27 protein-coding genes are annotated in these 26786 nt (G+C 66.0%); 11 read left to right on the top strand and 16 right to left on the bottom strand.

Going from position 1 to position 26786, the window contains the following annotated elements:
• Positions 1 to 15: 15 nt before the first annotated feature.
• Positions 16 to 462 carry an RDD family protein gene (locus DVK01_RS07655; RefSeq protein WP_121536241.1) on the top strand — a complete coding sequence of 149 codons (447 nt, stop codon included), beginning with the start codon at positions 16 to 18 and terminating at the stop codon, positions 460 to 462.
• 179 nt (positions 463 to 641) lie between these two features.
• Entirely contained in the window at positions 642 to 1574 is a 933-nt protein-coding gene (locus DVK01_RS07650; protein ID WP_198560211.1) for a branched-chain amino acid transaminase, read from the top strand.
• Positions 1575 to 1594: 20 nt separating this feature from the next.
• On the opposite strand, the gene DVK01_RS07645 is transcribed toward DVK01_RS07650, so the two are convergent.
• From DVK01_RS07645 to DVK01_RS07635, 3 genes are all read right to left on the bottom strand, one after another.
• Complete coding sequence (locus tag DVK01_RS07645) at positions 1595 to 2254, bottom strand: DUF502 domain-containing protein (RefSeq protein ID WP_101349087.1); 660 nt, start codon at positions 2252 to 2254, stop codon at positions 1595 to 1597.
• Positions 2255 to 2361: 107 nt separating this feature from the next.
• A complete protein-coding gene (gene dgoD, locus DVK01_RS07640) occupies positions 2362 to 3537 on the bottom strand; it encodes a galactonate dehydratase (protein ID WP_101349086.1) in 1176 nt (391 codons plus the stop codon).
• 136 nt (positions 3538 to 3673) lie between these two features.
• Positions 3674 to 4558 (bottom strand): ketopantoate reductase family protein, encoded by an 885-nt coding sequence (locus DVK01_RS07635; RefSeq protein ID WP_121536239.1) that lies wholly within the window; start codon positions 4556 to 4558, stop codon positions 3674 to 3676.
• Between the two features lie 88 nt (positions 4559 to 4646).
• On the opposite strand from DVK01_RS07635, the gene DVK01_RS07630 reads away from it, so the two are divergent.
• Positions 4647 to 5204 (top strand): hypothetical protein, encoded by a 558-nt coding sequence (locus DVK01_RS07630; protein ID WP_101349084.1) that lies wholly within the window; start codon positions 4647 to 4649, stop codon positions 5202 to 5204.
• A gap of 42 nt (positions 5205 to 5246) precedes the next feature.
• On the opposite strand, the gene DVK01_RS07625 is transcribed toward DVK01_RS07630, so the two are convergent.
• The 3 genes from DVK01_RS07625 to DVK01_RS07615 all read right to left on the bottom strand — a co-directional run bounded on the left by DVK01_RS07625 (position 5247) and on the right by DVK01_RS07615 (position 8161).
• Positions 5247 to 5549 (bottom strand): hypothetical protein, encoded by a 303-nt coding sequence (locus DVK01_RS07625; protein ID WP_101349083.1) that lies wholly within the window; start codon positions 5547 to 5549, stop codon positions 5247 to 5249.
• Positions 5550 to 5669: 120 nt separating this feature from the next.
• A complete protein-coding gene (gene metX / locus DVK01_RS07620; RefSeq protein WP_101349082.1) occupies positions 5670 to 6878 on the bottom strand; it encodes a homoserine O-acetyltransferase in 1209 nt (402 codons plus the stop codon).
• Complete coding sequence (locus DVK01_RS07615; protein ID WP_121536237.1) at positions 6875 to 8161, bottom strand: O-acetylhomoserine aminocarboxypropyltransferase/cysteine synthase family protein; 1287 nt, start codon at positions 8159 to 8161, stop codon at positions 6875 to 6877. The genes metX and DVK01_RS07615 overlap by 4 nt, the downstream gene beginning before the upstream one ends.
• 143 nt (positions 8162 to 8304) lie before the next feature.
• Here DVK01_RS07615 and DVK01_RS07610 point away from each other — a divergent pair, with 143 nt between their 5' ends.
• On the top strand, positions 8305 to 9264 hold the full coding sequence (locus DVK01_RS07610; protein WP_121536235.1) for a MoxR family ATPase: 960 nt from the start codon (positions 8305 to 8307) through the stop codon (positions 9262 to 9264).
• Between the two features lie 27 nt (positions 9265 to 9291).
• On the opposite strand, the gene DVK01_RS07605 is transcribed toward DVK01_RS07610, so the two are convergent.
• Complete coding sequence (locus tag DVK01_RS07605) at positions 9292 to 10077, bottom strand: TrmB family transcriptional regulator (RefSeq protein ID WP_232794512.1); 786 nt, start codon at positions 10075 to 10077, stop codon at positions 9292 to 9294.
• 193 nt (positions 10078 to 10270) lie between these two features.
• Between DVK01_RS07605 and DVK01_RS07600 the strand changes: the two genes are divergently transcribed.
• The gene (locus DVK01_RS07600) at positions 10271 to 10603 is read left to right on the top strand and encodes a multidrug efflux SMR transporter (RefSeq protein ID WP_058993047.1); all 333 of its coding nucleotides are present in this window, start codon (positions 10271 to 10273) and stop codon (positions 10601 to 10603) included.
• Between the two features lie 103 nt (positions 10604 to 10706).
• Here the strand turns inward: DVK01_RS07600 and DVK01_RS07595 are convergent, their stop codons facing one another.
• From DVK01_RS07595 to DVK01_RS07575, 5 genes are read right to left on the bottom strand one after another with little or no spacing between them, the layout of a single operon-like run.
• On the bottom strand, positions 10707 to 11102 hold the full coding sequence (locus DVK01_RS07595; protein ID WP_121513919.1) for an SHOCT domain-containing protein: 396 nt from the start codon (positions 11100 to 11102) through the stop codon (positions 10707 to 10709).
• Positions 11103 to 11147: 45 nt separating this feature from the next.
• Complete coding sequence (locus DVK01_RS07590; RefSeq protein ID WP_101349078.1) at positions 11148 to 12761, bottom strand: hypothetical protein; 1614 nt, start codon at positions 12759 to 12761, stop codon at positions 11148 to 11150.
• Positions 12762 to 12763: 2 nt separating this feature from the next.
• Positions 12764 to 14152, bottom strand: a complete 1389-nt coding sequence (locus DVK01_RS07585) for a DUF58 domain-containing protein (RefSeq protein ID WP_121536233.1) — start codon at positions 14150 to 14152, stop codon at positions 12764 to 12766.
• Positions 14153 to 14154: 2 nt separating this feature from the next.
• Positions 14155 to 14754 (bottom strand): hypothetical protein, encoded by a 600-nt coding sequence (locus DVK01_RS07580; RefSeq protein ID WP_121513922.1) that lies wholly within the window; start codon positions 14752 to 14754, stop codon positions 14155 to 14157.
• A complete protein-coding gene (locus DVK01_RS07575; protein ID WP_121536231.1) occupies positions 14754 to 17528 on the bottom strand; it encodes a transglutaminaseTgpA domain-containing protein in 2775 nt (924 codons plus the stop codon). Before DVK01_RS07575 ends, DVK01_RS07580 begins: the two co-directional genes overlap by 1 nt.
• A 222-nt stretch (positions 17529 to 17750) precedes the next feature.
• Here DVK01_RS07575 and DVK01_RS07570 point away from each other — a divergent pair, with 222 nt between their 5' ends.
• The 4 genes from DVK01_RS07570 (at position 17751) to DVK01_RS07555 (ending at position 21460) form a co-directional block, all read left to right on the top strand.
• Positions 17751 to 19079 (top strand): right-handed parallel beta-helix repeat-containing protein, encoded by a 1329-nt coding sequence (locus DVK01_RS07570; RefSeq protein ID WP_233562754.1) that lies wholly within the window; start codon positions 17751 to 17753, stop codon positions 19077 to 19079.
• A gap of 70 nt (positions 19080 to 19149) precedes the next feature.
• Positions 19150 to 19425, top strand: a complete 276-nt coding sequence (locus DVK01_RS07565; RefSeq protein WP_121536229.1) for a hypothetical protein — start codon at positions 19150 to 19152, stop codon at positions 19423 to 19425.
• Positions 19426 to 19520: 95 nt separating this feature from the next.
• Positions 19521 to 20459: an ABC transporter ATP-binding protein gene (locus tag DVK01_RS07560; RefSeq protein WP_101349073.1), complete on the top strand. Its 939-nt coding sequence runs from the start codon at positions 19521 to 19523 to the stop codon at positions 20457 to 20459.
• Positions 20456 to 21460, top strand: coding sequence for an ABC transporter permease (locus tag DVK01_RS07555; RefSeq protein ID WP_121513641.1), 1005 nt, complete (start codon positions 20456 to 20458; stop codon positions 21458 to 21460). The genes DVK01_RS07560 and DVK01_RS07555 overlap by 4 nt, the downstream gene beginning before the upstream one ends.
• On the opposite strand, the gene ligA is transcribed toward DVK01_RS07555, so the two are convergent.
• The 3 genes from ligA to DVK01_RS07540 form a co-directional block, all read right to left on the bottom strand.
• The gene (ligA, locus tag DVK01_RS07550; RefSeq protein ID WP_121536227.1) at positions 21461 to 23536 is read right to left on the bottom strand and encodes an NAD-dependent DNA ligase LigA; all 2076 of its coding nucleotides are present in this window, start codon (positions 23534 to 23536) and stop codon (positions 21461 to 21463) included.
• 142 nt (positions 23537 to 23678) lie between these two features.
• Entirely contained in the window at positions 23679 to 23996 is a 318-nt protein-coding gene (locus DVK01_RS07545; protein ID WP_232794509.1) for a HalOD1 output domain-containing protein, read from the bottom strand.
• Between the two features lie 139 nt (positions 23997 to 24135).
• Complete coding sequence (locus DVK01_RS07540) at positions 24136 to 25239, bottom strand: alanine--glyoxylate aminotransferase family protein (protein WP_101349068.1); 1104 nt, start codon at positions 25237 to 25239, stop codon at positions 24136 to 24138.
• A 166-nt stretch (positions 25240 to 25405) separates the two neighbouring features.
• Between DVK01_RS07540 and DVK01_RS21820 the strand changes: the two genes are divergently transcribed.
• Positions 25406 to 25564: a hypothetical protein gene (locus DVK01_RS21820; RefSeq protein ID WP_157829422.1), complete on the top strand. Its 159-nt coding sequence runs from the start codon at positions 25406 to 25408 to the stop codon at positions 25562 to 25564.
• Here DVK01_RS21820 and DVK01_RS07535 read toward each other — a convergent pair.
• Positions 25530 to 26003, bottom strand: a complete 474-nt coding sequence (locus DVK01_RS07535; protein ID WP_101349067.1) for a hypothetical protein — start codon at positions 26001 to 26003, stop codon at positions 25530 to 25532. The genes DVK01_RS21820 and DVK01_RS07535 overlap by 35 nt on opposite strands.
• A gap of 137 nt (positions 26004 to 26140) precedes the next feature.
• Here DVK01_RS07535 and DVK01_RS07530 point away from each other — a divergent pair, with 137 nt between their 5' ends.
• On the top strand, positions 26141 to 26767 hold the full coding sequence (locus DVK01_RS07530) for a hypothetical protein (protein WP_101349066.1): 627 nt from the start codon (positions 26141 to 26143) through the stop codon (positions 26765 to 26767).
• Positions 26768 to 26786: the final 19 nt, after the last annotated feature.

Here is a 26786-nt window from a genome sequence, read left to right as displayed (position 1 = left end):
TGTCATTCTGTGCGTATGGCTTGGTTTGAACGCCCAGCACCCGAGATGGGCACGGAAGGCGACGTGATCGGGCAGCGGATTGGCGCAATAATAATCGACATCGTGCTTATCGCCATCGTCTCGTCAGTCATCAGCGGCATCTTAGCGCAGGTTCGGCTCGCATTCCTTGGAAGCCTGTTCGGACTCGTCATCGGCTTTGGCTACTACATCTACCTCGAAGGAACGTACGGTCAGACGGTCGGAAAGATGGCCCTCGACATCGTCGTCGTGACGGAGGACGGCGACCCAATCGAGTACGGGCCGGCAGCGATACGGACTGTGCTTCGCATCGTCGACGCGCTGCCGGCGTTTTACCTTATCGGCATCGTCGCCGTGCTCGTCACAGACCGCAAGCAACGGCTCGGAGACATCGTCGCGGATACGGTCGTCGTCCGCGCCGGCGAGACCGGGAGCATGCGGTGAGACGCGGACTGGCGTTCCCGGCTGAATGAGCGCGACCCTGATCGGAGCAGGGCGCTCTCTCGTGGACCGTCAACACTCTTAACCACGGGAATCAATGGGGTAGATATGACACACGACGAGACTGCAGGAGGCACCACCCGCGGGCATCGCGACTGTCGACTCAGCGGAGGGATCGTGCGATGAGCGACCGTCCGGAGATGTTCGAGGGGACCGACCGTATCTGGATGGACGGCGAGTTCGTCGACTTCGAGGACGCACAGACCCACGTCCTCACGCACGCGCTGCACTACGGCACCGGCGTCTTCGAGGGCGTGCGCTGTTACGACACCGAGCAGGGACCGGCCATCTTCCGCTGGGAGGAGCACCTCGACCGCCTGTACAAATCAGCCAAGCCCTACGACCTCGATATCGAGTTCAGCAAGGCGGAACTCACCGAGGCGACGACCGAACTCATCGAGACGGAAGGGTTCGAGTCGTGTTACATCCGCCCCATCGTCTACTACGGCTTCGACTCGCTCGGCGTGAGCCCGAAAGACTGCCCGACGAAGACAACTATTGCAGCGTGGCCGTGGGGCGCGTATCTCGGCGAGGAAGCGCTGGAGGAGGGCGTCGACGTGATGGTGTCGTCCTGGCGCAAGCACGCCTCCAGCCAGATCCCGACCAACATCAAGACGACCGGCCTGTACGTCAACAGTATGCTCGCCGGCGAGGAGGCCCGCCGCAACGGCTACACTGAGGCCATCGTCCTGAACAAGGAGGGGAACGTCGCCGAGGGGCCGGGCGAGAACATCTTCATGGTCCGGGACGACGAGATATACACGCCCGGTCTGGCCGAGAGCATCCTCGAAGGCATCACCCGCAACACCGCCATCACGCTCGCCGAAGAAATGGGCTACACCGTCCACGAGGAAGCGACCATCTCCCGTGGCGAACTGTACACCGCCGACGAACTGTTCTTCACTGGGACGGCGGCGGAGGTCACGCCGATCCGGAGCGTCGACGACAACGAGATCGGCGAGGGGACGAAAGGGCCGGTCACCGACGACATCCAGTCGGCCTTCTTCGACGTCATCGAGAGCGGCAACCGCGAAGAATGGTTCCACTACGTCTGAGAGCGGGGTGAGCGGCGCGGTCAGTCGTCCGCGAGGTCGTCCTCGTCGGCGACCGGAATCGGCGTGGCGTTGCTGCGGTCCGTGTCGCCGAAGCCGGCGCTGAGAATGCGCGTCAGCGCTTCCTCGACGCGCTCGTCGATTTCTTCGTAGCGGTGTGGTTCGACCTCGACGACGTAGCCGGTCGTGATGTTCGGTGCGGTCGGCAGGAAAAGCACCTCGCGGCCGTCATCGGTGGTCTGTCCCGTTTTGAACGCCGTCATCCGCATCCCGTCCCACACTTCGAGTTTCACCGGCGCCTGAAGGTCTTCGGTTCCCCCGACAGCCGTCTCGACCGCCATCTTCGAAGCGTTGTACACCACCCGGAGTCCGGGGACGTGATTCATTGCGTCGTCGATGGCCCGTTCGACGATGTCGCCGAAGGCCGTCCGCATCAGGTACCCGATGGAGAACACGATGAGGATGAAGATAATCAGCGTCGTAAACACCCGAGCGAGTTCGACAGACGACGTTCCCGAGGGGAGCCCGAGCGCCGCTAGCAGTTCGGCGTCAATCGCCGGGATAACCGCCGCGGACGCGAGGATAGAGTAGAGATAGATGATAACGTACACCGTCACCAGCAGCGGTAACAGGATAATAAGGCCGCTCGCGAAATCGCGCTTCCACGACGTTGAGGAGGCCATACAGATACGTGTCGGGCACGGGATATGAGCCCTTTCCTTTAGTGCGTTCCGTGCTGTGTCCCACGCAGTCACTGGCGAGGGAGCATGGCGGTGGAATCGCCGCCGGCCTACCACTCGGCGACGCTGCCGTCGTCGTGTCGCCAGACGGGGTTGTGCCAGTCGACCTCCTGCTGGGACTGTTCCCGGAGGAACGCCTCGTCGATTTCGATGCCCAAGCCGGGGTCAGTGGGCACAGTGACGAAGCCGTCCTCGTAGTCGAACACCGACGGGTCTGCGAGGTAGTCCAGCACGTCGGCGGCCTCGTTGTAGTGGATGTCGATGCTCTGTTCCTGAATGAGCGCGTTGGGCGAGCAGGCGTCGACCTGCACACAGGACGCCAGCGCGACCGGACCGAGCGGGCAGTGTGGAGCCATCGCCACGTCGTAGGCCTCGGCCATCGCGGCTATCTTGTACACCTCGGTGATGCCGCCGGCGTGTGAGAGGTCGGGCTGAATCACGTCGACGGCACCGTCCTCGAACACCTCCTTGTAGTCCCACCGCGAGTACATCCGCTCGCCCGTGGCGATGGGGATGTCAGTGTGGGCGGCAAGCGCCGGCAGCGCGTCGTTGTGCTCTGGCAGGACCGGTTCCTCGATGAACATCGGGTCGTACGGTTCCATCGCCGAGGCCAACCGCTTGACCATCGGCTTCGTCACGCGGCCGTGGAAGTCGACGCCGATGTCGACCTCGGGGCCGACGGCCTCGCGGACCTCCCGGAGCCGGGTCGCGGCGGCCTCGACCGTCGCCGGAGTGTCGACCCGTTCGATTTCGGGCGTGGCGTTCATTTTCAGCGCCGTGAACCCTGCCTCGACCTGCTCGCGGGCGGCGTCGGCCACGTCCGAGGGCTCGTCGCCGCCGATCCACTGGTACACCCGAATCCGGTCGCGGGCCTGCCCGCCAAGCAGCTGGTGGACCGGTGTGTCGAGTTGCTTGCCCTTGATGTCCCACAGCGCCTGGTCGATGCCGGCAATAGCGGACATCAGGACCGGGCCGCCGCGGTAGAAGCCGCCGCGGTACATCGCCTGCCAGTGGTCCTGAATTGTCTCGGGATTTTCGCCGACGAGATAGCTGTCGAGGAGTTCCTCGACGGCGGCGCGTACCGTATGTGCCCGGCCCTCGACGACTGGTTCACCCCAGCCGACGGTTCCGTCGGCCGTCTCCAGCCGCAGGAACAGCCAGCGGGGCGGGACCTCGAACAGTTCGTAGTCGACAATTCGGTTCCCACCCGCGTCGTCCGCTGTCATACCAGTGGTCTCCTCGCTGTAGTAGCAGTCCCGCTGGGAGCACTACGCGGCGCGTCGAGCCGCGCTCTGTCGGTCTGTGGAGTCATGTGAGACACACATAGGAGACGTGTATATAGTCGTTGTGTGATTCCAGAACCTACCGCTCGCGGTGTCGCTCCCACGTACGGACGAGCCCGGCAAGCGTCTCGTTGACCGGGACTGGTGCCGTCGCAGTCGCCGCGACGTAGCCGTTGATGGCGTCGATTTCCGTTTGGCGGCCGTCCGAGATGTCCTGGTACATCGACGAGTGGTTGGCGGCGGTGTCGTCGACGACACGTTCGACGAGCGATACTGCACGCTCGTCGGAGAGGTCGATGTCCTGTTCGCGGGCGACGGCGGCCGTCTCACGGGCGGCGTCTGCGGCGATGGCGTCGGCCGGCGAATCGGCCAGTGCGCCGTTCTCCACGCGGGCGAGGGCCGTCACCGCGTTGATGCCGGCGTTGACCGCGAGTTTCTCCCAGAGGCGGGCCGGCATATCCGCCGCGACGGTCGTCTCGATGCCGGCCGCACCGACCGCTGACCCGACCTCGTCAGCGACTGTGGACCGGCCGCCGTCGCGGTCCCCCAGCACAACCTCGCCGCGGCCGGTGAACGCGACGGTGCCCGGCTCTCGAAGTCGTGCCCCGTAGGAACACGTCCCTGCCAGCACCGGGCAGTCAACCTCGGCAGCTAACTCCGCTTCGTTGCCCATCCCGTTTTGCAGCGAGAGGCAAGCGTCAAGGGTGCAGTCCGCGAGGTCCGCTGCAACGGCGGCGGTGTCGTGGGCCTTGACCGTCACCAGCGCGAGGTCGGCACCCTGTGGGACTGTCGTCTGTGCGTTCGGGTGGACCCGAAACTCTTCGGCTCCGACGACCGAGAGTCCGTCCTCGGAGATGGTGCCCACGTGTGGCTCACGGCCCACCAGCGTCACGTCGTGTTCGCGGGCGAGCAGGCCACCGACGAGGCTGCCGAGGCTCCCTGCCCCGACGACGACGATATCCATACCATCTCACAGGGACGGCCGGGACAAAAACCCATCACCGGCAGGCGAAATCAGCACGCACTTGGCCGCGAGTGACGAACGAGTGGGCATGGGCGACTCCGACGACGCCGAGGCGGTAGTCCGGGCCATCGACGAGATTGGTATCGACCAACTGACCGAGACGATTGTCACGGCGTGGGAGGGGATCGGTGGCGGCGCCGAACCGGGGCCGACCTGGCCACAGGAGGAGACCACACAGCGGTTCGAACTGTCCGAACCGGACGAAGCGGTCGGGCTAGACGTGCTCGCAGCGGTGTTGGACGCGTCACCGCGGTCTCCTGAAAAAGCGTTCGTCCACCTCGGTGTCGGGCGGCGAGACACCCCACAGCACGAGCGGTTCGCTGTCGAGACGCTCGCGGGCCACACCGACGTTTCGGCTACCGATACGCACACGACCGGAACGGTGCCGATGACGCCAGAAACGTTCGACGCGCTGGCGCGGGTCTACGGCGGCACGCTGGTGTACGTGGTCATCGGTGACGAAGACGGGCAGGCGATCCTCGAACTCGACTGGACGACGCTCCGGTTCTCGCTCCCGCCGTCGGCCGCCGAGACAGTGCAAGAGACAGTCGGACCGGCCGTCGCCGAGCGATTCGAGCAGGCGTAGGCCCACATTTGTGGTCGGTGGGTCCAGACAGCCACCGGTCCGTCAATCCTCCTGCCAGTAGTAGATGTCCTCTTTTGGCGCGTTGCAGGACGGGCATTCGTCGGGGATGTCCGCTATCTGGCCCATTTCGCCACACTCCCAGCAGCGCCACATCAGTTCGGCCTCGCCCGCGGCCCCGGCGCGCAAGTGCTCGCTCGACATCGCCTCGATGCCGTCTTCGACTGTGACGTAGAACCCGTGTTCGTCGAATCCGCGGATAGTCCCGAGTTCGTTACCGTCCCCGTCGTACACCGTCTGTCCGAACGAATACTCCTCGCTTTCGATGTTCGTGGTCATGTCAGCCATACATAGAGCTAGTCGGTCCGAGATGTGTTAAATGCTACCGCGAATCAGGAATTGCATGATCGACGAGCCGAATCGTGGGGTCAGCAAGCCCGCGGGCTGACAGACGGCACGCCAGCGTCGCTACCGCGAGAACAGGCTGTTGTGGACGGGTGCGAAATCGCTCTCCTGACTGTCCTCGACCACCGAGTCGGTGACGGCGTTGCCGTCGACACCAGCAGCGAGGAAGTCCGCGAGCGGCGGCCCGACGTTGTCCGGTTCGACGAGGAAGGCGTCGTGGCCGTGGTCGGAGTCGATGACATGGTGGGCGACGTTCGCGCCGGCTTCCCGGAGCGAATCAGCCAGCGCCTCGGCCTGCTGAGTGGTGAAGTGCCAGTCGGCGGTGAAAGACATCACCAGCGCGTCGCCGTCGAAGGCCGCCAGCGCGTCCGCGTCGGACTCGAATCCGGCGGCGAGGTCGTAGTTGTCCATCGCCCGCGTCAGGTAGAGGTAGCTGTTGGCGTCGAAGCGCTCGGTGAACTTCTCGGCGTTGTAATCGAGGTACGACTCCACGTCACGGTACGGGAAGAACGCGCCCGCAGCGTCGGTGGGGAACGTGCGGACGGCGTCCCGGCCGGCGGCGCGGCGGCCGAAGCGGCGCTCCATCGACGCCTTCGAGAGGTACATCACATGGCCCAGTTGGCGGGCTAACGCCAGCCCGTCGCTTGGTGGCTCGTCGTCCTCGCCGTAGTAGTGGCCCTGGTTCCAGTTCGGGTCGGTCGTGATGGCCCGGCGGGCGATGGCGTCGAGCGAGAGGCACTGCGTGTCCAGTCGCGCGGCCGCGGCGATGGGAACGATGCGGTCGACGTGGTCCGGGTGGCGTTTGGCCCACTCGATGACGTTCATGCCGCCGACGCTACCGCCGACGACGGCGTGGAGGTGCGGAATGCCGAGTTCGTCGAGCAGGGCGCGCTGGGCCTCGGTCCAGTCCGTGACAGTGACCGGCGGGAAGTCCGTGCCGTAGGGCTCGCCCGTCTCCGGGTTCTCGCTTTTCGGGCCCGTCGAGCCGTAGCACGAGCCCGGGACGTTCGCACAGACGACGTAGTACTCCGTGGTGTCGATGGCCTTGCCCGGCCCGACGATGTCGTCCCACCAGGCGCGGGCCTGGTCGGCGCTGTCGACCCGGTCGCGGCCGGCGACGTGTGCGCTGCCGGTCAGGGCGTGACAGACCAGCACCGCGTTGTCGCCGTCGAACTCCCCGTAGGCCTCGTATGTGATTTCCAGATCAGGAATCGTTTCCCCGCAGTCGAACTCGAACTCGCCCAGCGAGAGGGTGTTGTGTTCGACGTTCATGTGACTCGTTCGATTGCCTCGTCGATGTCTGCGATGATGTCCGCTGAGTCCTCGATGCCGACGCTGAACCGGAGGAGGTCCGGCGTGACGCCGCTGGCGCGCTGTTCCGCCTCGCTGAGCTGGGCGTGGGTGGTCGAGGCGGGGTGGATGACCAGCGTCTTCGCGTCGCCGATGTTGGCGAGGAACTGGGCGAGGTCCGTCTCCTCGCAGAACCGTCGGCCGGCGTCGTAGCCGTCCTCCAGCCCGAAGGTGACGATGCCGCCGAACCCGCCGGAGAGGTACTGCTGTGCCAGGTCGTGGGTCTCGTGGCTCTCCAGCCCGGGATAGGTGACCCAGGCGACCTCGGGGTGGTCCTGAAGGTGCTGTGCGACGGTCATCGCGTTCTCGCAGTGGCGTTCCATCCGCAGGGAGAGCGTCTCAGCACCCTGGAGCGTCGCCCACGCGTCGAAGGGCTTCTGGCCGTCGCCCAGCGAGCGGAGGGCGCGCTGGCGGGCAGCGACGGAGAACGCGCGGTCACCGAAGGCCTCGGAGAAGTTCTTGCCGAAGGCCTCGTTCTCGCCGCCCAGTTCCGGGAACTTCTCGGAGTACTCGTCCCAGGGGAACGAACCGCCGTCGACGAGGACGCCGCCGACGGTCGTCCCGGAGCCGTGGATCCACTTCGTCGTCGACTCCCAGAGGAGGTCGACGCCGTGGTCGAGCGGGTTACAGAGCGCTGGCGTCCCGAACGTGTTGTCGACGAAGACGGGCACGCCGCGGTCGTGCGCCACCTCGGATATTTCCTCCATCGGCGGGACCACGAGCGAGGGATTGCCGATGGTCTCGAAGTGGACGTAGGCCGTGTCCTCGTCGATGGCCTCGGCGTAGGCGTCCGGGTCGAGCGTGTCGACGAACCGCGTCTCGATGCCCCGCCGACTGGCGGCCTTCGAGAAGTACGAGTGCGTGCCGCCGTAGATGGAGGAGGCCGTCACGATGTTGTCGCCGTTGGCCGCGAGGACGAACGTCCCGGCGTCGAGCGCGGCCATCCCTGATCCCGTCGCGACGGCGTCGACGGCGTTTTCGAGGGAAGCGATGCGGCTTTCGAGCATCCTGACAGTGGGGTTGTCGAACCGCGAGTAGACGTTGCCGTCGTCATCGAGCGCGTACCGGTCGGCCGCGGTGTCGGCGTCCTCGAAGACGTACGATGAGGTCTGATAGATTGGCGGCGCGCGTGCCCCCGTCGCCGGGTCCGGCTCCTCCTGGCCGGCATGGACACAGCGCGTCCCGAATCCGTAGTCGTCGGTCATGTGCAGTATGCATATATCTCTAGCTATCTATAACTCATAGTTACGGCAATACTCTCTTATTGTGATAGGATAGCACGGTATCGGCCCGCCGGCCAGTGGAACCGAGGGAGAGGGTATTTGTCGGTGGCTATCTACACGCCGGTATGGACCACGACACTGCCGGACGAACCAGCCGACAGATTCTCGACGCCGTCGGCAGTGCCGTCATCGCCGACGACCACTTCCTCGAAACCGTCATGACCGGGATTCTCGCTCGGGGGCACGTCCTGCTGGAAGACGTGCCAGGCACGGGGAAGACGCTCACCGCCCAGTCGTTCGCGACGGCGCTGGACCTCTCTTTCAAGCGGGTGCAGTTCACGCCGGACCTGCTGCCGTCGGACATCACCGGCTCGAACGTGTTCAACGAGGCCACCGGCGAGTTCGACTTCCAGCCCGGCCCCGTCTTCGCCAACGTCGTGCTGGCCGACGAGATCAACCGCGCGCCGCCCAAGACGCAGGCCGCGCTGCTCGAAGCGATGGGCGAGAAGCAGGTGACCGTCGACGGCGTGACCCACGACCTCCCCGACCCGTTCTTCGTCATCGCCACGCAGAACCCCGTCGAACAAGAAGGGACCTTCGGCCTGCCCGAGGCCCAGCGGGACCGCTTCATCGTCAAAACGTCGATGGGCTACCCCGACTTCGGCGGCGAACGCGAACTCATCGACCGGCGGGCAGACCGGACAGCACAGGCTCCGAGCGTCACCAGCGTCATCGACGGCGAGCGCCTGCCGGCGCTCCAGCGGACAGTCGAATCGGTCACCGTCGACGGCACGCTCCGGGACTACGTCGTCGAGCTCGGCCGGGCCACCCGCGAGGACGACCGCGTCGAGGTCGGCGTCTCCCCACGTGGCATCCAGCGGCTGTTCGAGGCTACTCGCGCCGCCGCGGTCCTCGACGGCCGCGACTACGCTGTCCCCGACGACGTCAAGAGCGTCGTCGAGGAGGCGTTCGCCCACCGACTCGTCCTGACCGCCGACGCGGGCGTTCGCGGGGTCGACCCGGCGACCGTCGTCGAGGACGTGCTTGACCGCGTCGAGGTGCCCGCAGTCAGCCCCGGCCGCTGAGACCGGGCACCGCCGGTCGGTTCCGGATTACCGCCCCAGCAGCGGCTCCGCCTCGGCCCACAGTCGCTCGAAGCGGGCCTCGAACGCCGCCGCGACCTCCGAATCGGTGATCCCGACCACGCCGAGCCTGTCGGCGGGCGAGAGCGGGTCCGGAACGTCGACCGTCACCGCCGCGGCGTCGATCACGTCGAAGGAGACCCCGACCGTCGGCACCGCCCGGACCGCCGCGTTGCGGTCGGCGAGCAGGTCGGGGAACGACTCGGGAAGCACGTCGAGTACCGCCTCGCTACAGAGCAGATCGACCCGTACACCGTTGTCCACGCCGTCGAGAAACGCGTCAACCTCAGTCTGGAACGTCTCCCACGACGCGCGCTCGTACGGCGGACCGACGGTCGCCCGGACGTGCTCTCGGGCGGTCCTGACGTGCCGTCTCATCGCCGCCCGCATCTCCTCGCTTCCGAGCGATCCGAGCCAGAAACTGCTGTCGACGGGCGGTGTGGGCAGGAGGTCCGCCCTGACGGACGCGGCGACGGACCGGTACCGATCGAGCTCCGACGCCAGTTCGCGGGTCCGCTCCGCGAGTAGCCTGTCGACGACCGTCTCCGGGTCGACGGGGGTGTACCGCGTCGGGTCGGTCGGCTGGGTCTGGACTATCCCGCGGGCTTCGAGGCCGTTGAGGACGTCGTAGATCCGTCCCCGAGGGACGCCGCTCGCGTCAGAGAGATCGCTCGCGGACACCGCACCGGTCACCAGCAGCGTCCGATACGCCGTCTCCTCGTAGTTCGAGAGCCCGAGTTCGGCCAGTTCGGTCATCGTCGGGTGGTCGAGCGGCCGGTACAAAGATTCACAGGACCGGCCTCGACGCGGGTGCGGTCGGCGCGAGGAGCGCCCCCGCGTGGGTTCCCTGCCACCGCCAGCGCCGCCAGAGCCGCCGAGCGGCCGAAACACACCGAAAGTGGCGGGGCGTTTCAGTACGTTCATTCCCCCGCCAGCCGGCGTTCTCAGTATGAATCCGTACGTGTTGCTCGGGGCCGCAATCGCCTCGGAGCTACTCGGAACGACCGCGCTCAAGCTCTCGGAGGGGTTCTCGAATCCCGTTCCCAGCCTCGGCGTCGTCCTTGGCTACGGCGCGGCGTTCTACCTCGTCTCGCTGACCTTAGAGGAACTCCCCATCGGCGTCGTCTACGGGACGTGGGCCGCATTGGGTATCGTCGGTGTCGCGGCCATCGGAACCGTCGTGTTCGACGAACCGGTCGACCCGGTTGGTGTCGTCGGGATCGCACTCATCGTCGCCGGCGTCTACTGCCTCAACGTCCTGTCGTCGATGGCCGCCCACTGACTCAGCAGGATTGGCGGTGGAATCCATAGCTTTCACCGGGAGAAATCGATGCCCGGCACCCGCTCGGAGTGAGAACGACACCGACCGGCGACGCTACACCTCCTCAGTTCCGCTCGAACTCCCGTTCCGACTCGTCCCGAGTCGCGTCCTCGACGCCCTCCAGTGTCTCCGTCTCCAGCAGCCGCCCCAGTTTCCGCTCGAACTGCTCGTCGGTCAGTTCCCCCTCGGCGTACCGGCGGCGCAGTCGCTCCAGCGGTGACTCGTCACTGGCATCGCTTGACGGCGCTGAGTCCGCTCCCTCGATATCTTCCTCCGCCTCGTCCGGCTCACCGTACAGCAGTTCGGTCAGCGGGACGACCACGACATATCCGACGAGCAGCGCCGCGAGCCACCACTCCTGCCCGGTAAAAAGAGCAACGAGCCAGAAGCCGGTGACCCCCAGCGAGGCGAGTTCCGTCGCGTTGGCTCTGGCTCGGCCCAGCGGAGACCAGTCAGTCATACTGCTGGCTTGTCACCACACCACAATGGATTGTTCGGTGCGGGCCTACCGTATCGCAGCCACCAGCGCCAACACGGCGACGAGACAGACGACGAGGCCGGCTACGGCGACCGACGGCTCGACAGCTATCGAACCACGGGCGACGGCGGAGAGACCCAGCGTCGCCGCCGCACCGACGCCGCCTACCCCGACAGTTCCGCCGGTGTGAACGAGTTCGGTGCGGCGCGTCGCGGCCCCGGTACCGGCCTCGTGTCTCAGCGTCGTCCCGAATGCCCCGGCGTCCCAGACGACGACGGCACCGACCAGACCTCCGAGCACCAGCCACGTCGGCGTCGAAAGCGTCGCGGCGAACGCGCTTGCACCGAACAGACCGGCCGCGGCGAGCGTGACGCCGGCCGTCCGCGCACGCAGGTAATTCGTCGCCAGCGCCAGCCACAGCTGTCCGGTCACGCCGATGGCCAAAAACAGCGCCACCACGGCCAGCGCCAGCGTGACCGTCTCCGGACCGTACACGTCCAGTATCGGAACGAGGAACTGTTCGACAGCCGGCGCGGCCGGCGTCGTCCGGAGCGCCGTCTCGAGAGCATCGACTGCCGGCCCCGCGACCGCAACCGCGGCCAGCGCGATGACGCCGCCGCCGACGTACGGTGCGAGGACGGTCCCCACGCGGTCGGCCGAACTCTGGACCGTCCGCCGGAGGAACCAGACAGCCACTGTGGCGACCGTCCCGATAAGGAACAGCCACCAGAGGAGGCCGCGAAGGCCCGGTGCGGCTGTGATTGCGACGATGAGTTCGTACAGCCCGACCGGGAGCAGTCCGGCTAATGACTCCTGACCGAGACCCAGTTCGAACAGGCCGGCGACCGGCGCGACCAGCAGGGCGAGTCGGCCCGTCCACCGGAGCGTTCGTTCGACGGCGGCGACGGCCCTGTCGACATCGGGCGCATCGCTCGTTTCCGGGACGAGTTCGGAAAACGGCAAGGCGTCGAGTCCGCGGGCCAGTGCCGCGGCGGCGAGGGCGAGCAACAGGCTGAAGATGGTGATATGGGTCCGCCCGGGGACCGGGTCGAAAATCGGGTCCAGCACCCGTGTGAGCAGTTCGCCGGTCAGTTGCTGGATACCCGGCGTCCCGGCGTTGGACTGCAGGAAGTCGACGGCACCACGCGCAAACAGCACAAGGCCAACAGCGAACGGTACGGCGGTCGTCCGAACGACGACGCCACCGTAGGTCTCCACCCGCTCAGTGTCGACGACACCGCGGGTAGCCGCGGTCGCGCCGAAGACAGCGGTCAGACAACCGAGGACGACGAACACCTGCGACAGGAGCGTGACGACTGCCGGTCGGACGCCAGCCTGCGAGGGGGCAGGGAACAGTTCGGCACCGAGTGAGACAACTGTGCCGCCAGTGGCAACGGAAAGCCCGACGGCGACCGGCAGGGCGAGAAGGCTAGCCAGAACGGTTCCGACTGCCTGCCAGCGGTCCCAGCCGTTCAGCCACAGGGACAGCGCCAGCAACACGCCGGTGGCCACACCGACGAGTGCGGCCCGATGGGCTGACACGGTTTCCAGCAGTGCCGCCACCAGTAACGCCGTCACGCCGACGACGATGGCGAGGCTTGTCCAGGGCATTCGGGTCGGAAGTGTGGTGTGAGTGTCCATTGTTACACGCTGAACAGGTCCGCAAGCGAGGCGCGAAGCGCCACGTCGATTGGGCTGTCGAGGTCCCAGTCGATAACGGTCGCGCGGGACAGTTCGGCTCGCTGGAGGCGGGCGGCGCGTTCGGTACTCGCGACAGCCGCGCCAAGCGAGTCGCCGCGGGCCAGCGACGGACTGACGAGCGTCGTCGGGTACTCACGGACCGCGAGCGACGACACCAGCGAGACGGGCCAGTCGTCGGCGGCCGGTGAGAACACGACCACCTGCGCGGTCGGCGGGAGTCGGGCGAGCACGGCGAGCAGGGCCGGGTCCTCGATGGTGCCACCGTCAGCCGTCGTCACCTTCGCCGCTTCGCCCCGGGACTGCTGTGGTCGCCCGTCCTCGGACGCGTCGGCGTCATCGGCCGTCTCGCCGTCCGACTGCCGGGCCGCGGCGCGGCCCACGCTGTCGAATATCTGTCTCGCGTGGGCAGCCGCGTGACCGCCCGAGGCGTCGACCCACGCCAGCCCGTCCGGCCCGAGCCCGCCGGGGACATCTTCTTCGGCCAGTCCGACGGCACAGACGCTTGCGACGACGCTAGTCCGGGAGAGCGCGTCGAACAGACGCTCGGCCGCGTACGCCGATAGTTCGGCTCCGGTCGGGTACCCCGGCTCTGGCGTCACCCGGGCCGGCGGCCGTGCATCCACGACCAGCACCGTCCTGACGGCCTGTTCCTCGCGGTAGTCGACGGTGGTCAGCTCGTCGGTCTTTGCGTAGCGCCGCCAGTCGATGCGGTTGACCGGGTCGCCGGGCTGGTAGCTCCGCGTCGAGTGGAACTCCAGGCCGCTCCCGCCGGTGTCTGTCGGGAGTGTGCCCGCCCGCGGGAGCGTGGCGTCGGCCATTGGGACTTCGGAAACGGTGTTCGAGCAGGTCAGCGTCCCGTCGCCGGCCACTGTCAGGTCGACAGTCACCTCGTCGCTGGCAGACAGCGTCCGCACCCGCACCGCGGCGGCGTCGAACGTGTAGGTCCCCCGCTTTGCCATCACGGCGTACGACAGCGTCACGCTCTCGTCGGGCCGCAGCGAGGTACAGAGCCGCGGGGACCCCTCGACGACGGCCAGTTCCTCGGGCACGCCGTCGATGACCCGCACGTCGGTCAGCGAACTGCCGCCAGTGTTCGCGAGTGTGAACTCGACCGTAACCGGTTCGCCCGGCGTCGGCTGGGCGTCGGAGACGGACCGTGTCGCTTGCAGGTCAGTTCCCGCCGGGACCCGAGACAACGAGCCGTATGCGACGTAGATGAGCGGGATTGCGGTCGCCGCGAGCAACAGCGGCTCGGCGGTCAGAAGCGAGACGCTAACGAGAAACAGCGCGGCTGCGAGGCCGCCACTCCAGCGCCGCACGCGGCGGTGCATCGTCAGCGCTCACCTCCAGACACCTGCTCGATAGCGTCGACGGTCCGGCGGATGCGGCGGCGGCGCTCGCTCTCCGGGTCGAGCCACAGGCGGAGCCGGGCCAGCAGCGACTGCGGTTCGTCGGGAGCGAGCAGCGCCGCCGCGACGGCGTCGTCGGTCCACGTCCCCGCACGGACTGCCTGATGGGCGGACGCCTGCGAGACGCCGGCTCCGATAGCGTAGGCCGTCGTCGCTGCCGCGGTAAGTCGCTCGGTAACCGTGTCCATCGCCGCGTCGTCGCCAGCGACAGCGTCGTCGATAGCCGCGTCTATGTCAGCGGCGAACAGCCGGCTCTCCGTCGCTGTCACGTCTTCCGGTGGACTGTCGAGGGCCACGTCGAAGGTAGTCGGCGAGCTACCGCCGAGAAGCCCGCCGAGCCAGCCGGCGAGGACCGCACAGAGGCCCACAGTTAGACTTCCAGTGAGAAGGGCGGTCGTCGGGGCGACACTCCCGACCACGGCGACCAGCGACTCGCCGGCGGCCGTCGGCGCAAACAGAAGGGAGGCTGCGACAGCGGTCGCCAGCAGCCCCACAGTCCCGAAGACGACCGTTCGGAGGCGCATCAGGCCTGCCCCTCCGTTGCGTCGTCAGCGTCGTCGGTCGTACTGGACTGCTGTCCGGCAGCCGTCTCTATGGTCCGGATCGCGTCCTCGACGGCCGCGACGTGTTCCTGTGGGTCCCGCTGGCCGTACTCGACCGCCCGGAACGCATCCCGGACCGTCCGAACCGCAGCCGGCGGGAGACCGTCGCGTTCGATTGCGTGGGTCGCGATTTCACCGGGTGTCCGTGTCCAGTACCGCCGAAGGGAAACGTGGGTCAGGAAGCGCGTCCACGCTTCGCGGATGGTGACGCGAGCCGCAGGCGTTCCGTCGCCCTCGTTGGATGCAGTCGTGGAGACAACCGCCACCGCATCGCTGGCTGCGTCTTCGGCTGCTGAGAGTCGTTCAGAAATCCACGCTCGCAACGCGTCGAGCAGTGTCGCCGGCGACCGGTGGCCGGCGAGCAGGTCACGGAGCGCCGTGACAGTGAGTTCGAGTCGTGTTCGGAAACGGCCCAGTAAGTCATCGGCCACTACCGCAACGCCGACAAGCGCCCCGACAGCAAGTTCGCGTACGGCCCGTACCCAGTCCCAGAGCGTCCCCGGCGTGACGTTCCGCCGCCGAGCGCCGACGACCGTTCCGGCAACGAGGACACCGAGAGCGCCGACGACGCCCGCGGCGTTGACGAACAGACCACCAACGGTCGTCGTGGCCGTCTGTCCGTACTTAGAGACGGAAATTTCGGCGCTTGCCGCGACCGGCATCCCGACGGTTGCCCGACCGGCCGCACCGGTGCGTGCTGTCGGCTCCCCGCCGAGGGCAACTGTGGCGTTCGGGACCGGGTCCCCGCCCATCGTCGCGTTCACCGTCTGGCCAGCGACGGGCACGGCCAACGGGAGCGACGGCGACGTTGCTACGGAGAGCCGCTCAAGCACGACAGTTGTGTTACCGCTGACGGCGTCGCGCTCGACGGCAACGGAGACGTTGCCGGGTTCAGTCGGGAGCGTGACCGTTGCCCGCCCCTGCCGGTCCGTCGTTGCCACCTGCTCGCCACTGAGCAGGACATCCCCGTCCCGCACCGGCACGCCGTCGACGGTCGCAGTGACGGTCACCTCGCCGCCGGTGACCTGTTCGCCGGTGATACTCACCGACGCGGTCGTGTTCAGTTCGTAGCTCGCGTTTGTCGACTGCTGGGCCTGCGGGCCGGCCACGGCGAAGGCGCGAGCACTGTCACGCGGGACCGAGGGAGCGACAAGTGATTCCTCGTTGCTGGGTGCCTCAACGGAAATCGTCAGCTCGGCTTCGTAAGGGACGGTCCCGGAAACAGTGCCGTCCGGACCTGTCGTTCCGACCGGGTCACCGTTGAACGCGACCATCGCGCCCTCGACCGGGGCGCCGTCGCGTGTCACCGTCGCGGCCACCGCCGCGCCCGGCGTCGCCGTCCGATTGAGTTCGATGACGAACTCGCCGGACTGCGAGACAGTCTGTCCGTCGCCCGAGTCGCCGGTTTCGTCGCCGTCACGGGCCCCGTTTGCACCCGTCTCAGTGCCCTCGACTCCATCGCTCTCTGCCGCCTGTTCATCGCCAGTCGGGGCTTCGGTTTGCGTCTCGCCCGTCGGTGTTCCGACGGCGAACTCCTCGTCGGGACTTCCGGACTCCGATGCGCTGTAGGCCTGACTACTGTTTTGCATCGCCTGCTGTTCGGATTCCAGACGCTCCTGCCCCGGCGTCGGGTCAAACTTCACCCAGCCGACGCCCTCGAAGTACACCTCGACCCACGCGTGGGCGTTCATTCCGCGAACGGTGTACTGGTTCTGGCCGGTCCGCTCGCCAGTGGAGTAGCCGACGACGTAGCGCGCCGGGATATCCTGACTCCGCAGCATCACCACCATCGACGTGGCGAAGTACTCGCAGTACCCCTCGTCCATCTGGAAGATGAACTCCGAGGCTACGTCGTCCTCGGGCGGTTGACTGACGTTTAGCGAGTAGTTCTTGTTCGCCTCCAGCCACTGCTCGATGGTCGCTGCCGTCTCGTAGGGCGAATCGCTGTCCTCGGTCAGTCGGTCAGTAAACGGCCCCACCTGTGCCGAGGTCGACGCCGGGACGCCCGTGTAGCGCGATTCGACGGTGTCGGGGTAATCCCAGCCGCTCGTACGAAGTACCGCTGGGTCGTCGGGAGCCGTTACGCTGGTCGCGCTGTATGTCGTTCCGGCAGGAAGCGGTCGCTCGGACGTGACCGCGCCGTACTCGGTGACCATCACGTCGTCCCGAGACACTGATTTCGGCCGCCAGACGGTCGGCAGCGACGTGGCGGACTTGGCCAGTCGCACCTCGTAATCGACCGTCGAGTCGGCCATCCCGTCGACCGCCATCGGTCCCTGATAGGCCTGCGGGTCCGCACGCCCGTCCCAGCCCGTCCCGGTGTAGGTCTCGTACGCGCCAGTCCGCCAGTATGCCGGTTCCGAACTCGTGACGGTGAAATGCGGGTCCGTGTTCTGTGACTGGTACGGACTGTCGCCGCCGCCAAGCGAGCCGCCGACACTGGTCTGGCTCCCCGGGTTCAGCGCGCCGAGCTGGCCGCCGCTGCCGCCGGCTGCGGTCCCGCCAGCCTCACCGAACGGATTCTCCTGGGGAAGCGGAATAAGAGACTCCAGCGGGCTCTGTGTCCCACCGGGTGCCAGAACCGGGAGCGTCGCCGTCGCCAGCACCACAGCGACGACACACACAGCAGTGAGGAGGACACGGAGGTAGTCCCGGTCTGCCGATACGTCGTCGAACGGCGAGTCGTCGGAGCCCACGTCGGATTATCGTATCGTCCCGGCGCTGTCGGCATAAATCTGCTGTCAGCGGCGGGGCGGGTGCGGCCTGGCGTCTTGTTCTGTCGTCTGGACGCTACGTCGACAACAAATAGCTCACCAATCAGCGGTAGCTGTGCCGGACAGTTCAGGTATTGACCGGTACGTATGATTCAGACCGCTATTATAAGCGGTTATTGCGAGCGGCCGGGCAGCTGTAAGTGCATGACAACTGACACAAACGGCGGTGGGACTGGGTCACAGCAGTCGGGCTGGCAGGCGACACGTCGGTCCGTGCTGTCGAGTATCGGTGCTGCAGCCGGTATCGGACTGTTCAGCGGAGCCGGACGGGCACAGGCGGGCGCTGGGCTGGCGGGAGTAGGAGCGGCCTATCTCGTCACGACCGGAGCAGGCCAGTCGAACGGGAACGGCAATGGGACAGAGTATCTGGTGCTTGACGGCAGCGGCGGTGTCGCGTTCTCGACCGGCGGGACTGCCGATGAAGCGTTCCAGTATGCCTTCGACAACGTGCCGGACAGCGGCGGGGCCGTTGTGGCGAGCGCCGACACCTTCCGCTTTGGCGGACCGGCAACGATGGGCGACAACACCGCATTGATTGGACAACAGGGAACCCGTTTCGTTGTCTCGCAGACGGGCACAGCCGAGGACCCCGCGCCGTCTGAATCCCAGTCGAACCCGCTACCGGCCGGCCACGACCTCATCCGCGTGCGCGGTAATAACACTGCCATCACCGATATCGAGTTCGACGCCGACGGGACGCAACTGAACAATCAGGCTATTCAGGCCGATCAGTGCGACGGCGTCTATATCGCTCGCAACCGGACGGTGAATGGTTTCCAGATGGCCCTGTCGTTCACGCGGTGTACTGGTGTGACGGTTGAACACAACGAGGTTGTCGATCCGAACTGGTACGGTATCACCAGCCGGGCCGCACCGACCGGCAGCGAGCGGGACCTCCGGCAGTCAAGCGACGTTGTCATCGCCGGTAACCGCGTCGTCGGCGTGAAATTCAACAACATCGCTCCGTACAACGTGGCGAACTTCGCCGTCATCGGGAACGTCGCCGTCGACGGCGGCCACAGCCTCATCGCCTGTTCGCCGGCTCAGCGCGGAACCATCGTCGGGAATGTCTGTCGAGACCTGACCGAGTTTGCACCTGACCCCGGCGGCGAGGCGGGCATCGAGATAGAGTACAAGGAGACGCATCTCCGTGACGAGGTAGCCGGGACCCCCGAAGCCCGGTCGTCGGATATCACCATCACGGGCAATCAGGTCGACAACTGTCCGGTCGGCATCCTTGCTCGCACGGTTCCAGCGGATGCGGACAACACCGACGCACGAACTGCGAAGCGCCCGTACAGTTTCACCATCACGGGCAACACAGTCAGCGACGCCTCGGCGGCCGGCATCCGACTCCGGTCTGGCGACGCGGGCGTGGTCGCGACGAACACGGTTCGCAACGCCGGGACCGCAATCGACATCGACGAGACGTACACCGCGGGCATCGAGCAGGGACTGAACGTGACCCGTTGACGGCAGTTCGGGGTTTCGATGTGAGAGGGGGTTGTAAGATATAAACCGCCGGCACGCAAACGATACCGCAATGACCGACGACGAGGAGACGGTCCAGTGCTGGCTGGTCGAACGCTCCAGTTACGGCGATGAGCGCATGGTGACACTCATCTACGCGCCCCCGGAAGGCGACCGCCATCTGACCAAGCAGCTCTCGCCGAACCTGCTCAGGCGCAAGCGGATTACGGCGGCCATCGACGTCGAACCCGACCGACTCGAACCCGTCACCGACGAGGAGACACAGGAGCGCTACGCCACGGAGGCCCAGCGGATGGCCGAGCGCCACGACCCCGACGCCGAAGTGTAAGCGAGCGTTTCGACAGCTACGGCCCGTCTATCGAGTTTTTTGATTGATATTTGGAACACGAAAGACTATACACGCGGCCGTCACAAACCGGCCGTATGGCAGCGATAGAACTGGATGGCGTCACCAAGCAGTTCGGGAGTCTCACCGCGCTGCAAGGGGTCGACCTCACCGTCGAGGAGGGCGAAATCTTCGGCTTCCTCGGCCCGAACGGGGCCGGGAAGTCGACGACGATCAACATCCTCCTTGATTTCGTCCGCGCGACCGACGGGTCGGCGACGGTGCTCGGCCACGACATCCACGAAGAACCGAAGCGAATCCGTGCCCGCACTGGAGTCCTCCCCGAAGGCTACGACGTGTACGACCGGCTCACCGGTCGGCAACACCTCTCCTTTGTCATCGAATCGAAAGATGCCGACGAAGACGCCGATGCACTGGCCGAACGGGTCGGCATCGCCGACGCCCTCGACCGCAAGGCCGGCGGCTACTCCAAGGGGATGCAACAGCGCCTCGTGCTGGCGATGGCGCTCGTCGGCAAGCCCGACCTCCTCATCCTCGATGAGCCGACGACCGGACTAGACCCGAACGGAGCACGGCTAATGCGTGAAATCATCCGCGAGGAGAACGAGCGCGGCGCGACTGTCTTCTTCTCCAGTCACATCCTCGGTCAGGTTGAGGCCGTCTGTGACACGGTCGGTATTCTCCAGAACGGCCGCCTCATCGCGAAAGACAGCGTTTCCGGGCTTCGCGAGGCCGCTGCCGGAGATACCGTCCTCCGCGTGACACTGGCTGACGGCGACGGCACCGACGCCGCGGTCACGGCTATCGAGGGCCTTGACGAGGTGTCGACGGTAACCGCGGACGGAACGACGCTCACTGTCGGCTGTGACAGCGACGCGAAGATGGCCGTTCTTAACGCTGTCGAGGAAAGCGGGAGCGAGGTCGCCAACTTCGAGACCGAGGAGGCCTCGCTCGATGAGGTGTTCGCCGCCTACACCGAGCAGCAAGACCAAGATCGCGCGGAGGCCGACGCATGAGTGCCGAGCAGAACCCCGTCAAGCGCTTCCTCGGAGACATCGATACGAGCATCAAGAACTCCGAGTTCGCCGACTGGTACCCCATCTCGAAAAAGGAGTTCCGGGACACGGTCCGCTCGCCGTGGATCTGGGTGCTCTCGCTCATCTTCATCGTGCTGTTCGCCCTGCCGGCGGTGCTGGGCCTGTATTTCAACATCGGCCAGCAGTTCGCCGAAGCCGGGGCGTCGCTGACGACAGACGCGTACGTTCGCTTTGCGCTGCCGATTGCGGCACCGCTGCTCCCCGCTGTGGCAATCGTCATCGGCTACGCGGCGATTGCCCGCGAGAGCGAGCGCGGCTCTCTGAAGATACTGCTGTCGCTCCCGTACACGCGCGGCGAACTGCTCGCCGGCAAGTTCGTCGGCCGGAGCGCCATCACGCTCATCCCGGTGACGGTCGGGTTCCTGACGACCCTGCTCGTGTTGCTCCCGTCGGAAATCGAAATCGCGTGGGAATCGTTCCTGCTGTTCGCGCTCGCCACGATGACATACGGCGTTGTGTTCACGGCGTTCGCTATCGGCCTCTCGGCGGCGCTAAAGACCGCTCGCCGGGCGATGGCGGCATCGCTCGGAATCTACGTGTACCTGCAGGTGTTCTGGTCGAACCTCGGAGCCGGCCTCGGGAACCTGCTGTCGGACCACGCGAACATCGACCAAGTGACCCAGCTACACGTCGAGCTGTTCGTTTCGCTGCTGAGCCCCATTGCAGCGTACCGCACGCTCGTCAAAGAGGTACTACAGGGCTCGCCGATCCGCTCGCGGCTCCTTCTGACGTCGAACCCGCAGGTGACGTGTGAGGAAATGCTGGGTGGAACGCTCGAAGTGACACAGGCCGGTGCCGAGTGTGCCAACGCCGCCTTACCGCCCCAGTACAGCACTGTCGCGGTTATCGGCTATCTCCTGCTGTGGCTGGTCGCCCCGCTGGTCGCCGGCTACTACGTCTTCGAGAACAAGGACCTGTAGTTACACGCCGGCGTCGTCGAGCAACGCTTCGAACTCTGCCTCGTCAAGCGTCTCGACATCGTGTTCGGCCGCATCATCCTGTTTTCGCTGGCCGGGATTGTCACCGAGCACCAGATAGTCAGTGTTGCCGGAGACGCTGGTCGTCGCCGACCCGCCGTTGCGTTCGACCAGTTCCTGTGCGTCGCTGCGGGTGTAGCCGTCGAGTGTGCCAGTGAAAACGAACGTCTGGCCGTCCAGAGCGTCGCCGCCCGTCTCCTCGGCGGCCTGCGGGTCGACGTGGTCGAGCAAGCGGTCGATGACGGCACGGTTGCCCGCGCCCTCGAAGAACTCCACGATGGAGCGGGCAACTGTCGGTCCCACGTCTGGCACGGCCTCGAAGGCGTCGGTGTCGCCCTCGTCGGCGGCCTCCAGTATCGCCTCGAAGGTGCCGAACTCCCGGGCGAGGTTCCGGGCCGTGACCGATCCCACCTCGGGGATGCCCAGGGCGACGAGGAAGTCCGCGAGCGGCGGCTCACGGGCGGCGTCCATCTTGTCGACGAGGTTCGTCGCGCTCGTCTCGCCCCACCCCTCCAAATCGGTGAGATCCTCGACAGTGAGTTCGTAGAGGTCCGCCGGGTCGGAGACGAGGCCAGCGTCGAGGAGTTGCTGGACGGCCTTCTCGCCCAGGCCCTCGATGTCCAGCGCATCGCGGCTGGCGTAGTGCTCGACGCTGCGCTCGCGCTGGGCGGGACAGGTGAGGCCGCCGGTACAGAACGCCATCGGGCCGTCGCGCTCGACCGGGCTGTCACAGGCCGGGCAAGTCTCGGGGAACTCGAAGTGGCCGTCGCCGTCGTCGTCGAGCACTTCGGCGACATCCGGGATGACGTCGCCGGCCCGCTTGATGCGGACGCGGTCACCCACGTCGACGCCGAGGTCGGCGACGAGCGAGGGGTTGTGCAGCGACGCCCGCGAGACGGTGACGCCGCCGACTTCGACGGGGTCCATGAGCGCGACGGGGGTGAGCCGCCCGGTCCGGCCGACCTGGACGACGATGTCCCGGACGGTGGTCTCCTCCTTGCGGGCCGGGAACTTGTAGGCGAACGCCCAGCGCGGGGCGCGGGAGGTCGACCCGAGTTCGTCGCAGGCGGCCATGTCATCGACCTTGATAACGACGCCGTCGATTTCGTAGTCGAGGTCGTCGCGGGCGTCGAGTTGTGCGTCGCGGTAGTCGATAGCGGCGTCGATGTCCCCGACGACGCCCGTCCGGTCACAGACCCGCAGCCCCCACTCGGGGAACCGCTCGTGCATCTCGCTGTGGCTCTCGAAGTCGACGGAGGCATCGAGGACGCCGAAGAAGAACACCGACAGCGGGCGCTCGGCGGTCACCGACGGGTCGAGCTGGCGGAGCGTCCCGGCGGCGGCGTTGCGCGGGTTGGCGAAGGGGTCCTCCCCGCGCTCGACGCGCTCGCGGTTGAACGCCGTGAAGGCGTCCCGCGGGATGTACACCTCGCCGCGGACGGCCAGATACTCGGGGCAGTCGCCGCGCAGGCGCTGGGGGACGGCGGCGATGGTGCGGACGTTCTCGGTCACGTCCTCGCCGACCTCGCCGTCGCCGCGGGTGGCGGCCCGCTGGTAGACGCCGCCCTCGTAGACGACCTCAACGGAGAGGCCGTCGAACTTCGGCTCGCAGAAATACTGCACCTCATCGGTGTCGAGTCCGTCTCGGACCCGCTCGTCGAACTCCCGCACGTCCGCTTCGTCGCCACCCTGATCGATAGAGCCCATCCGAGCGACGTGTTCGACGTCGGGGAGTTCGTCCAGCGGCTCGCCGCCGACGCGCTGGGTCGGACTGCCGTCGGTGTCGAGGTCGAACACCGATTCGAGCGACTGGAGCCGGGTAAACAGCGCGTCGTAGGCCCGGTCGCCGATGACCGGGTCGTTTTGCACGTAGTACCGGTAGTCGTGATAGCGAATGGCCTCGCGCAACTGGGCGGCTTGCTCGCGAGCGGTCTCGGCGTCCACGTCCTCGACGGACTCGAACTCGGTCCGCGGATCGGAGATGTAGGGGTTCCCGGCGACATCCTCGGCAGTGGTCATGCTGACCCAGAGTTACGTCTCGTATACAAAAACGGCTCTGCTCCGCCCCTCAGGTCGGGAGAACAACAGACGAAAGCTGTGAGTGAGTTTCCGACGGCTACTGTCCGATATGACGAGATAGAGATAGTGCAGAAACGTCCGCCTATCGGCCGATACTGGAACTGGGGGCCTTGATGACGAGTTCCCCGTCGCTTCGGACAGTGACCGAGTGGTCGGCATATTCAAACGAGATACTGACAGGTGTCGAACGGTTCGAGGAGTCGATGAGCGAGTCGAGCGCTTCGGGGTCGACAGTCTCGTACAGCGGTGCGAAATCAGTCTGTTCCCGCCCGGTGATAGCGGAGATGTACTCGGTCACGGCCGCACTCGGTCGGGTCTCGCTCCAGTCGAGCTGTTTTCTGGTCACGTTCATCGGTGTTGCGGTATCGCTGTCCGTACTCTGTCTGTTACTTTTACTCATGCGGTTTGTCTATCTGCATCAAAGTAGCAAGCAGTAATATAGTCTTCCCAGCATTATCAAACTGTGAAAACGCCAAGTGGTAGCAGCAGCGGTCTCCAGATCGAGCCATAGCTTCGGTCTTCGTCGGTTTTCACCGGTGTTACAGATCGGCGACGTCTTCGATTGCGTCGGTTAGTTCCCTGATACTCTCGACGGTGTGTTCGCCCATGTGTCCGATACGGAAACTCTCCTCGCTGATGTCGCCGTAGCCGCTGGAGAACACCATGTCATACTCCTCGGAGACGGCCTCGACCGTCTCGGCGACGTTGATGTCCTGCGTGTTTTCGATGCAGGTCACCGTCTGGGACTCGTAGCCCTCCTCGGGATAGAGGTCGAAGTGCTCGCGGGCCCACTCGCGGGTGTACTCGGCCATCTCCTGGTGGCGCTGGTCGCGGGCGTCGTGGCCCTCGTCGAGCATGTGTTTCATCTGCTTGCGGTAGGCGAGCATGAGCGGAATCGCCGGCGTCGAGTGGGTCTGGCCCTTCCGGTCGTAGTAGTCCAGACAGCGCTGGAAGCCGCCGTACCACGACGCCGACTCCTTCTCCAGTTCCCGCTCGTAGGCGTCGTCGCTGACCGCACAGACGGCGAGGCCGGGCGGCATGGCGAAGGCCTTCTGCGTGGACGTGAAGATGGCGTCGATGCCGTGGGCCTCGATGTCGATCTGGTCGCCGCCGAGACAGGAGATGGCGTCGACGACGAAGTAGGTGTCCGGGTACTCCGCGACCACGTCGCCGATCTCCTCAATAGGGTTGCGGACGCCGGTCGAGGTCTCGTTCATCACGGCCCCGACGGCGTCGTAGTCGCCGGATTCCAGTGCGTCGCGGACGTCTTCGGGCTTGACCGCCGTGCCCCAGTCGTACTCAATGCGGTCGACCTCCTTGCCGAGGCGTTCGGCGACGTTGGCCTGGCGCTCGCTGAACGCGCCGGAGGTCGGCACGAGCATGCTGTCCTCGACTAGGTTGAGCGTCGTCGACTCCCAGAACTCCGTGCCCGACGCCGTGAGCACGATGACGTCGTTGTCGGTACCGAGGAACTCCTTGGTGTCCTCGACGATGGTGGTGTAGAGATCGGTCATCCGGTCCATCCGGTGGCCGAACATCGGCTCGGCCATCGCCTCGATGACGTCCTCGCGCACCTCTGTCGGCCCCGGAAGATACAGCGTCTTGTCCTGATACTCGTCTTTGTATTCGCGTTTTTCGGTCACAGAACCACCTGTAGTAGGTACACTCTCGAATCCGGGAGGCATGGTAGTTTTGATACCAAGCGAATCAGCGAGCGTCCTGAACGGGTAGACCGCTCACGGGGAAAATACGCACAGATCAATTGTCCTCGCCACGAAGTATTTATCAGTTGGACAATCAGGTTCGAACATGGGCCGCCACACCCCGCTCACAGACGTCCAGCGAGCGGCTATCGCCGATAGAGCGGTTGCGCAAGTCGCCGACACGCTGGCCGAGATGCACGCCGACTCGCAACCGAGCCAGCGTAAACCGCTCAGCGACGACGATACCAGCGGATACCGTACATGACCAGCCCGGCGTAAATCGCCGGACCGACCAGAACTGTCGCGCTGGTCGCCACCGCTCCGCTGAACAGATATCCGAGGAACACGTCGATGAACACCAGCAGGAAGGGAGCGAGCGCAAGTGCCTTCCCGCCGATTCTGAGCGCCGCGTCGAACGTCGGCTGTGTCGCAGCAATCGCTCCGACGCCGGCGACGACAAGGAGATACAGCGCAGCGCCCGGGGGCGAGACGAGTGGGAGCGTGAACAGGGCGATACCGGCGAGGACAACACCAACGATTGTCGGCCCGTTGTCGCTCTGGGTGAGCGCGTTCTGGATCCCGTCGAGATCACCGGCATTGAGTGCCGCTTCAAGATCAGACGTGGTCTGGCTGCCGTCGGCATCAAGGACCGTTGTCCCGGTTCCGGCGTCGACCGGGCTCTCGAAGTCCCGGCCGCAGTGCATACACCACGTCGCGGTCGCACTGACTTTCTCCGAGCAGTGAGGGCAGCGGGGATCGGCGGTCATACTGTCATGTTCGAGGGGGCACAGTTAGCGGTTACGGGGGGAGAATATACACGTCTCCACAGTAAACGGGAAGTATGGATTGGGTCGCACGGGCCGAGAGCCTCCTGTACGACGGCGAGGCAATCGAAGCGGACGTTCGGCTGGACCGTGGTGGCGTCGTCGTGACGAGTCACCGTGTCCTCGTGTTCACGCCGGACCGCGAGGGACCGAACTACCGGCAGGTCGACCGCCCTAACGTCGAGGGCGTCGACGCTACCACGAGCGGCGACTGGTCGTTCCTCGAACTCGGCGTGAAAGCGCTGGTGGTCGGTATCGTGCTGGTAGCTGCCGGGATGACCGTCAGTCTCGATAGCCTCGTCGGCAACGTCTCACTGGACAGCGGCGGTGCTGCGAGTGCCGTCGGCATCGGTGGGATGCTCGGGATGCTCCAGACGATGCTGACGCTGATGGCGCAACTTGACGACCTAATGCGACTGTTTGGCGGCCTTGCGCTGGCCTTTGCCGCCGTTGTTCTCGGAGTCTATCTCTGGAGTCGCGACCGCTTGCTCGTCGTGCGTGTCGCCGGTGACGACGACATCGAACTGGCCGCACCAGACGACGAGAGCGTCGTCGAGCGGATCGAAGCCGCCATCGTTCCCGAGACGCCCACTTCAGATGCCGAAGAGACGGCACAGCCGCCGTCCGACGACCCGCTCCCGTGACGTTCAACCCCGCCGAGCA

The sequence above is a fragment of the Haloarcula sp. Atlit-120R genome, assembly GCF_003665885.1.
GTDB classification, from domain to species: domain Archaea; phylum Halobacteriota; class Halobacteria; order Halobacteriales; family Haloarculaceae; genus Haloarcula; species Haloarcula taiwanensis.
The sequence above is the reverse complement of the archived record's forward strand: the minus strand, read 5'-3'. Positions and strand labels throughout refer to the sequence as shown.

Bases quoted from the DNA above. Each gene is read 5' to 3' on its own strand.
- DVK01_RS07605 (WP_232794512.1), bottom strand. From the start codon at position 10,077: ATGACCGAACTGGCCGAACTCGGGCTCTCGAACTACGAGGAGACGGCG.
- DVK01_RS21820 (WP_157829422.1), top strand. From the start codon at position 25,406: ATGGGCCGCCACACCCCGCTCACAGACGTCCAGCGAGCGGCTATCGCC.
- DVK01_RS07615 (WP_121536237.1), bottom strand. From the start codon at position 8,161: ATGACCGACGACTACGGATTCGGGACGCGCTGTGTCCATGCCGGCCAG.
- DVK01_RS07590 (WP_101349078.1), bottom strand. From the start codon at position 12,761: ATGGACACTCACACCACACTTCCGACCCGAATGCCCTGGACAAGCCTC.
- metX (WP_101349082.1), bottom strand. From the start codon at position 6,878: ATGAACGTCGAACACAACACCCTCTCGCTGGGCGAGTTCGAGTTCGAC.
- DVK01_RS07650 (WP_198560211.1), top strand. From the start codon at position 642: ATGAGCGACCGTCCGGAGATGTTCGAGGGGACCGACCGTATCTGGATG.
- DVK01_RS07630 (WP_101349084.1), top strand. From the start codon at position 4,647: ATGGGCGACTCCGACGACGCCGAGGCGGTAGTCCGGGCCATCGACGAG.
- DVK01_RS07595 (WP_121513919.1), bottom strand. From the start codon at position 11,102: ATGACTGACTGGTCTCCGCTGGGCCGAGCCAGAGCCAACGCGACGGAA.
- DVK01_RS07555 (WP_121513641.1), top strand. From the start codon at position 20,456: ATGAGTGCCGAGCAGAACCCCGTCAAGCGCTTCCTCGGAGACATCGAT.
- DVK01_RS07545 (WP_232794509.1), bottom strand. From the start codon at position 23,996: ATGAGTAAAAGTAACAGACAGAGTACGGACAGCGATACCGCAACACCG.
- DVK01_RS07535 (WP_101349067.1), bottom strand. From the start codon at position 26,003: ATGCACTGCGGCCGGGACTTCGAGAGCCCGGTCGACGCCGGAACCGGG.
- DVK01_RS07570 (WP_233562754.1), top strand. From the start codon at position 17,751: ATGACAACTGACACAAACGGCGGTGGGACTGGGTCACAGCAGTCGGGC.
- ligA (WP_121536227.1), bottom strand. From the start codon at position 23,536: ATGACCACTGCCGAGGATGTCGCCGGGAACCCCTACATCTCCGATCCG.
- DVK01_RS07600 (WP_058993047.1), top strand. From the start codon at position 10,271: ATGAATCCGTACGTGTTGCTCGGGGCCGCAATCGCCTCGGAGCTACTC.
- DVK01_RS07655 (WP_121536241.1), top strand. From the start codon at position 16: ATGGCTTGGTTTGAACGCCCAGCACCCGAGATGGGCACGGAAGGCGAC.
- DVK01_RS07530 (WP_101349066.1), top strand. From the start codon at position 26,141: ATGGATTGGGTCGCACGGGCCGAGAGCCTCCTGTACGACGGCGAGGCA.
- DVK01_RS07585 (WP_121536233.1), bottom strand. From the start codon at position 14,152: ATGCACCGCCGCGTGCGGCGCTGGAGTGGCGGCCTCGCAGCCGCGCTG.
- DVK01_RS07645 (WP_101349087.1), bottom strand. From the start codon at position 2,254: ATGGCCTCCTCAACGTCGTGGAAGCGCGATTTCGCGAGCGGCCTTATT.
- DVK01_RS07580 (WP_121513922.1), bottom strand. From the start codon at position 14,754: ATGCGCCTCCGAACGGTCGTCTTCGGGACTGTGGGGCTGCTGGCGACC.
- DVK01_RS07635 (WP_121536239.1), bottom strand. From the start codon at position 4,558: ATGGATATCGTCGTCGTCGGGGCAGGGAGCCTCGGCAGCCTCGTCGGT.
- dgoD (WP_101349086.1), bottom strand. From the start codon at position 3,537: ATGACAGCGGACGACGCGGGTGGGAACCGAATTGTCGACTACGAACTG.
- DVK01_RS07625 (WP_101349083.1), bottom strand. From the start codon at position 5,549: ATGGCTGACATGACCACGAACATCGAAAGCGAGGAGTATTCGTTCGGA.
- DVK01_RS07560 (WP_101349073.1), top strand. From the start codon at position 19,521: ATGGCAGCGATAGAACTGGATGGCGTCACCAAGCAGTTCGGGAGTCTC.
- DVK01_RS07565 (WP_121536229.1), top strand. From the start codon at position 19,150: ATGACCGACGACGAGGAGACGGTCCAGTGCTGGCTGGTCGAACGCTCC.
- DVK01_RS07610 (WP_121536235.1), top strand. From the start codon at position 8,305: ATGGACCACGACACTGCCGGACGAACCAGCCGACAGATTCTCGACGCC.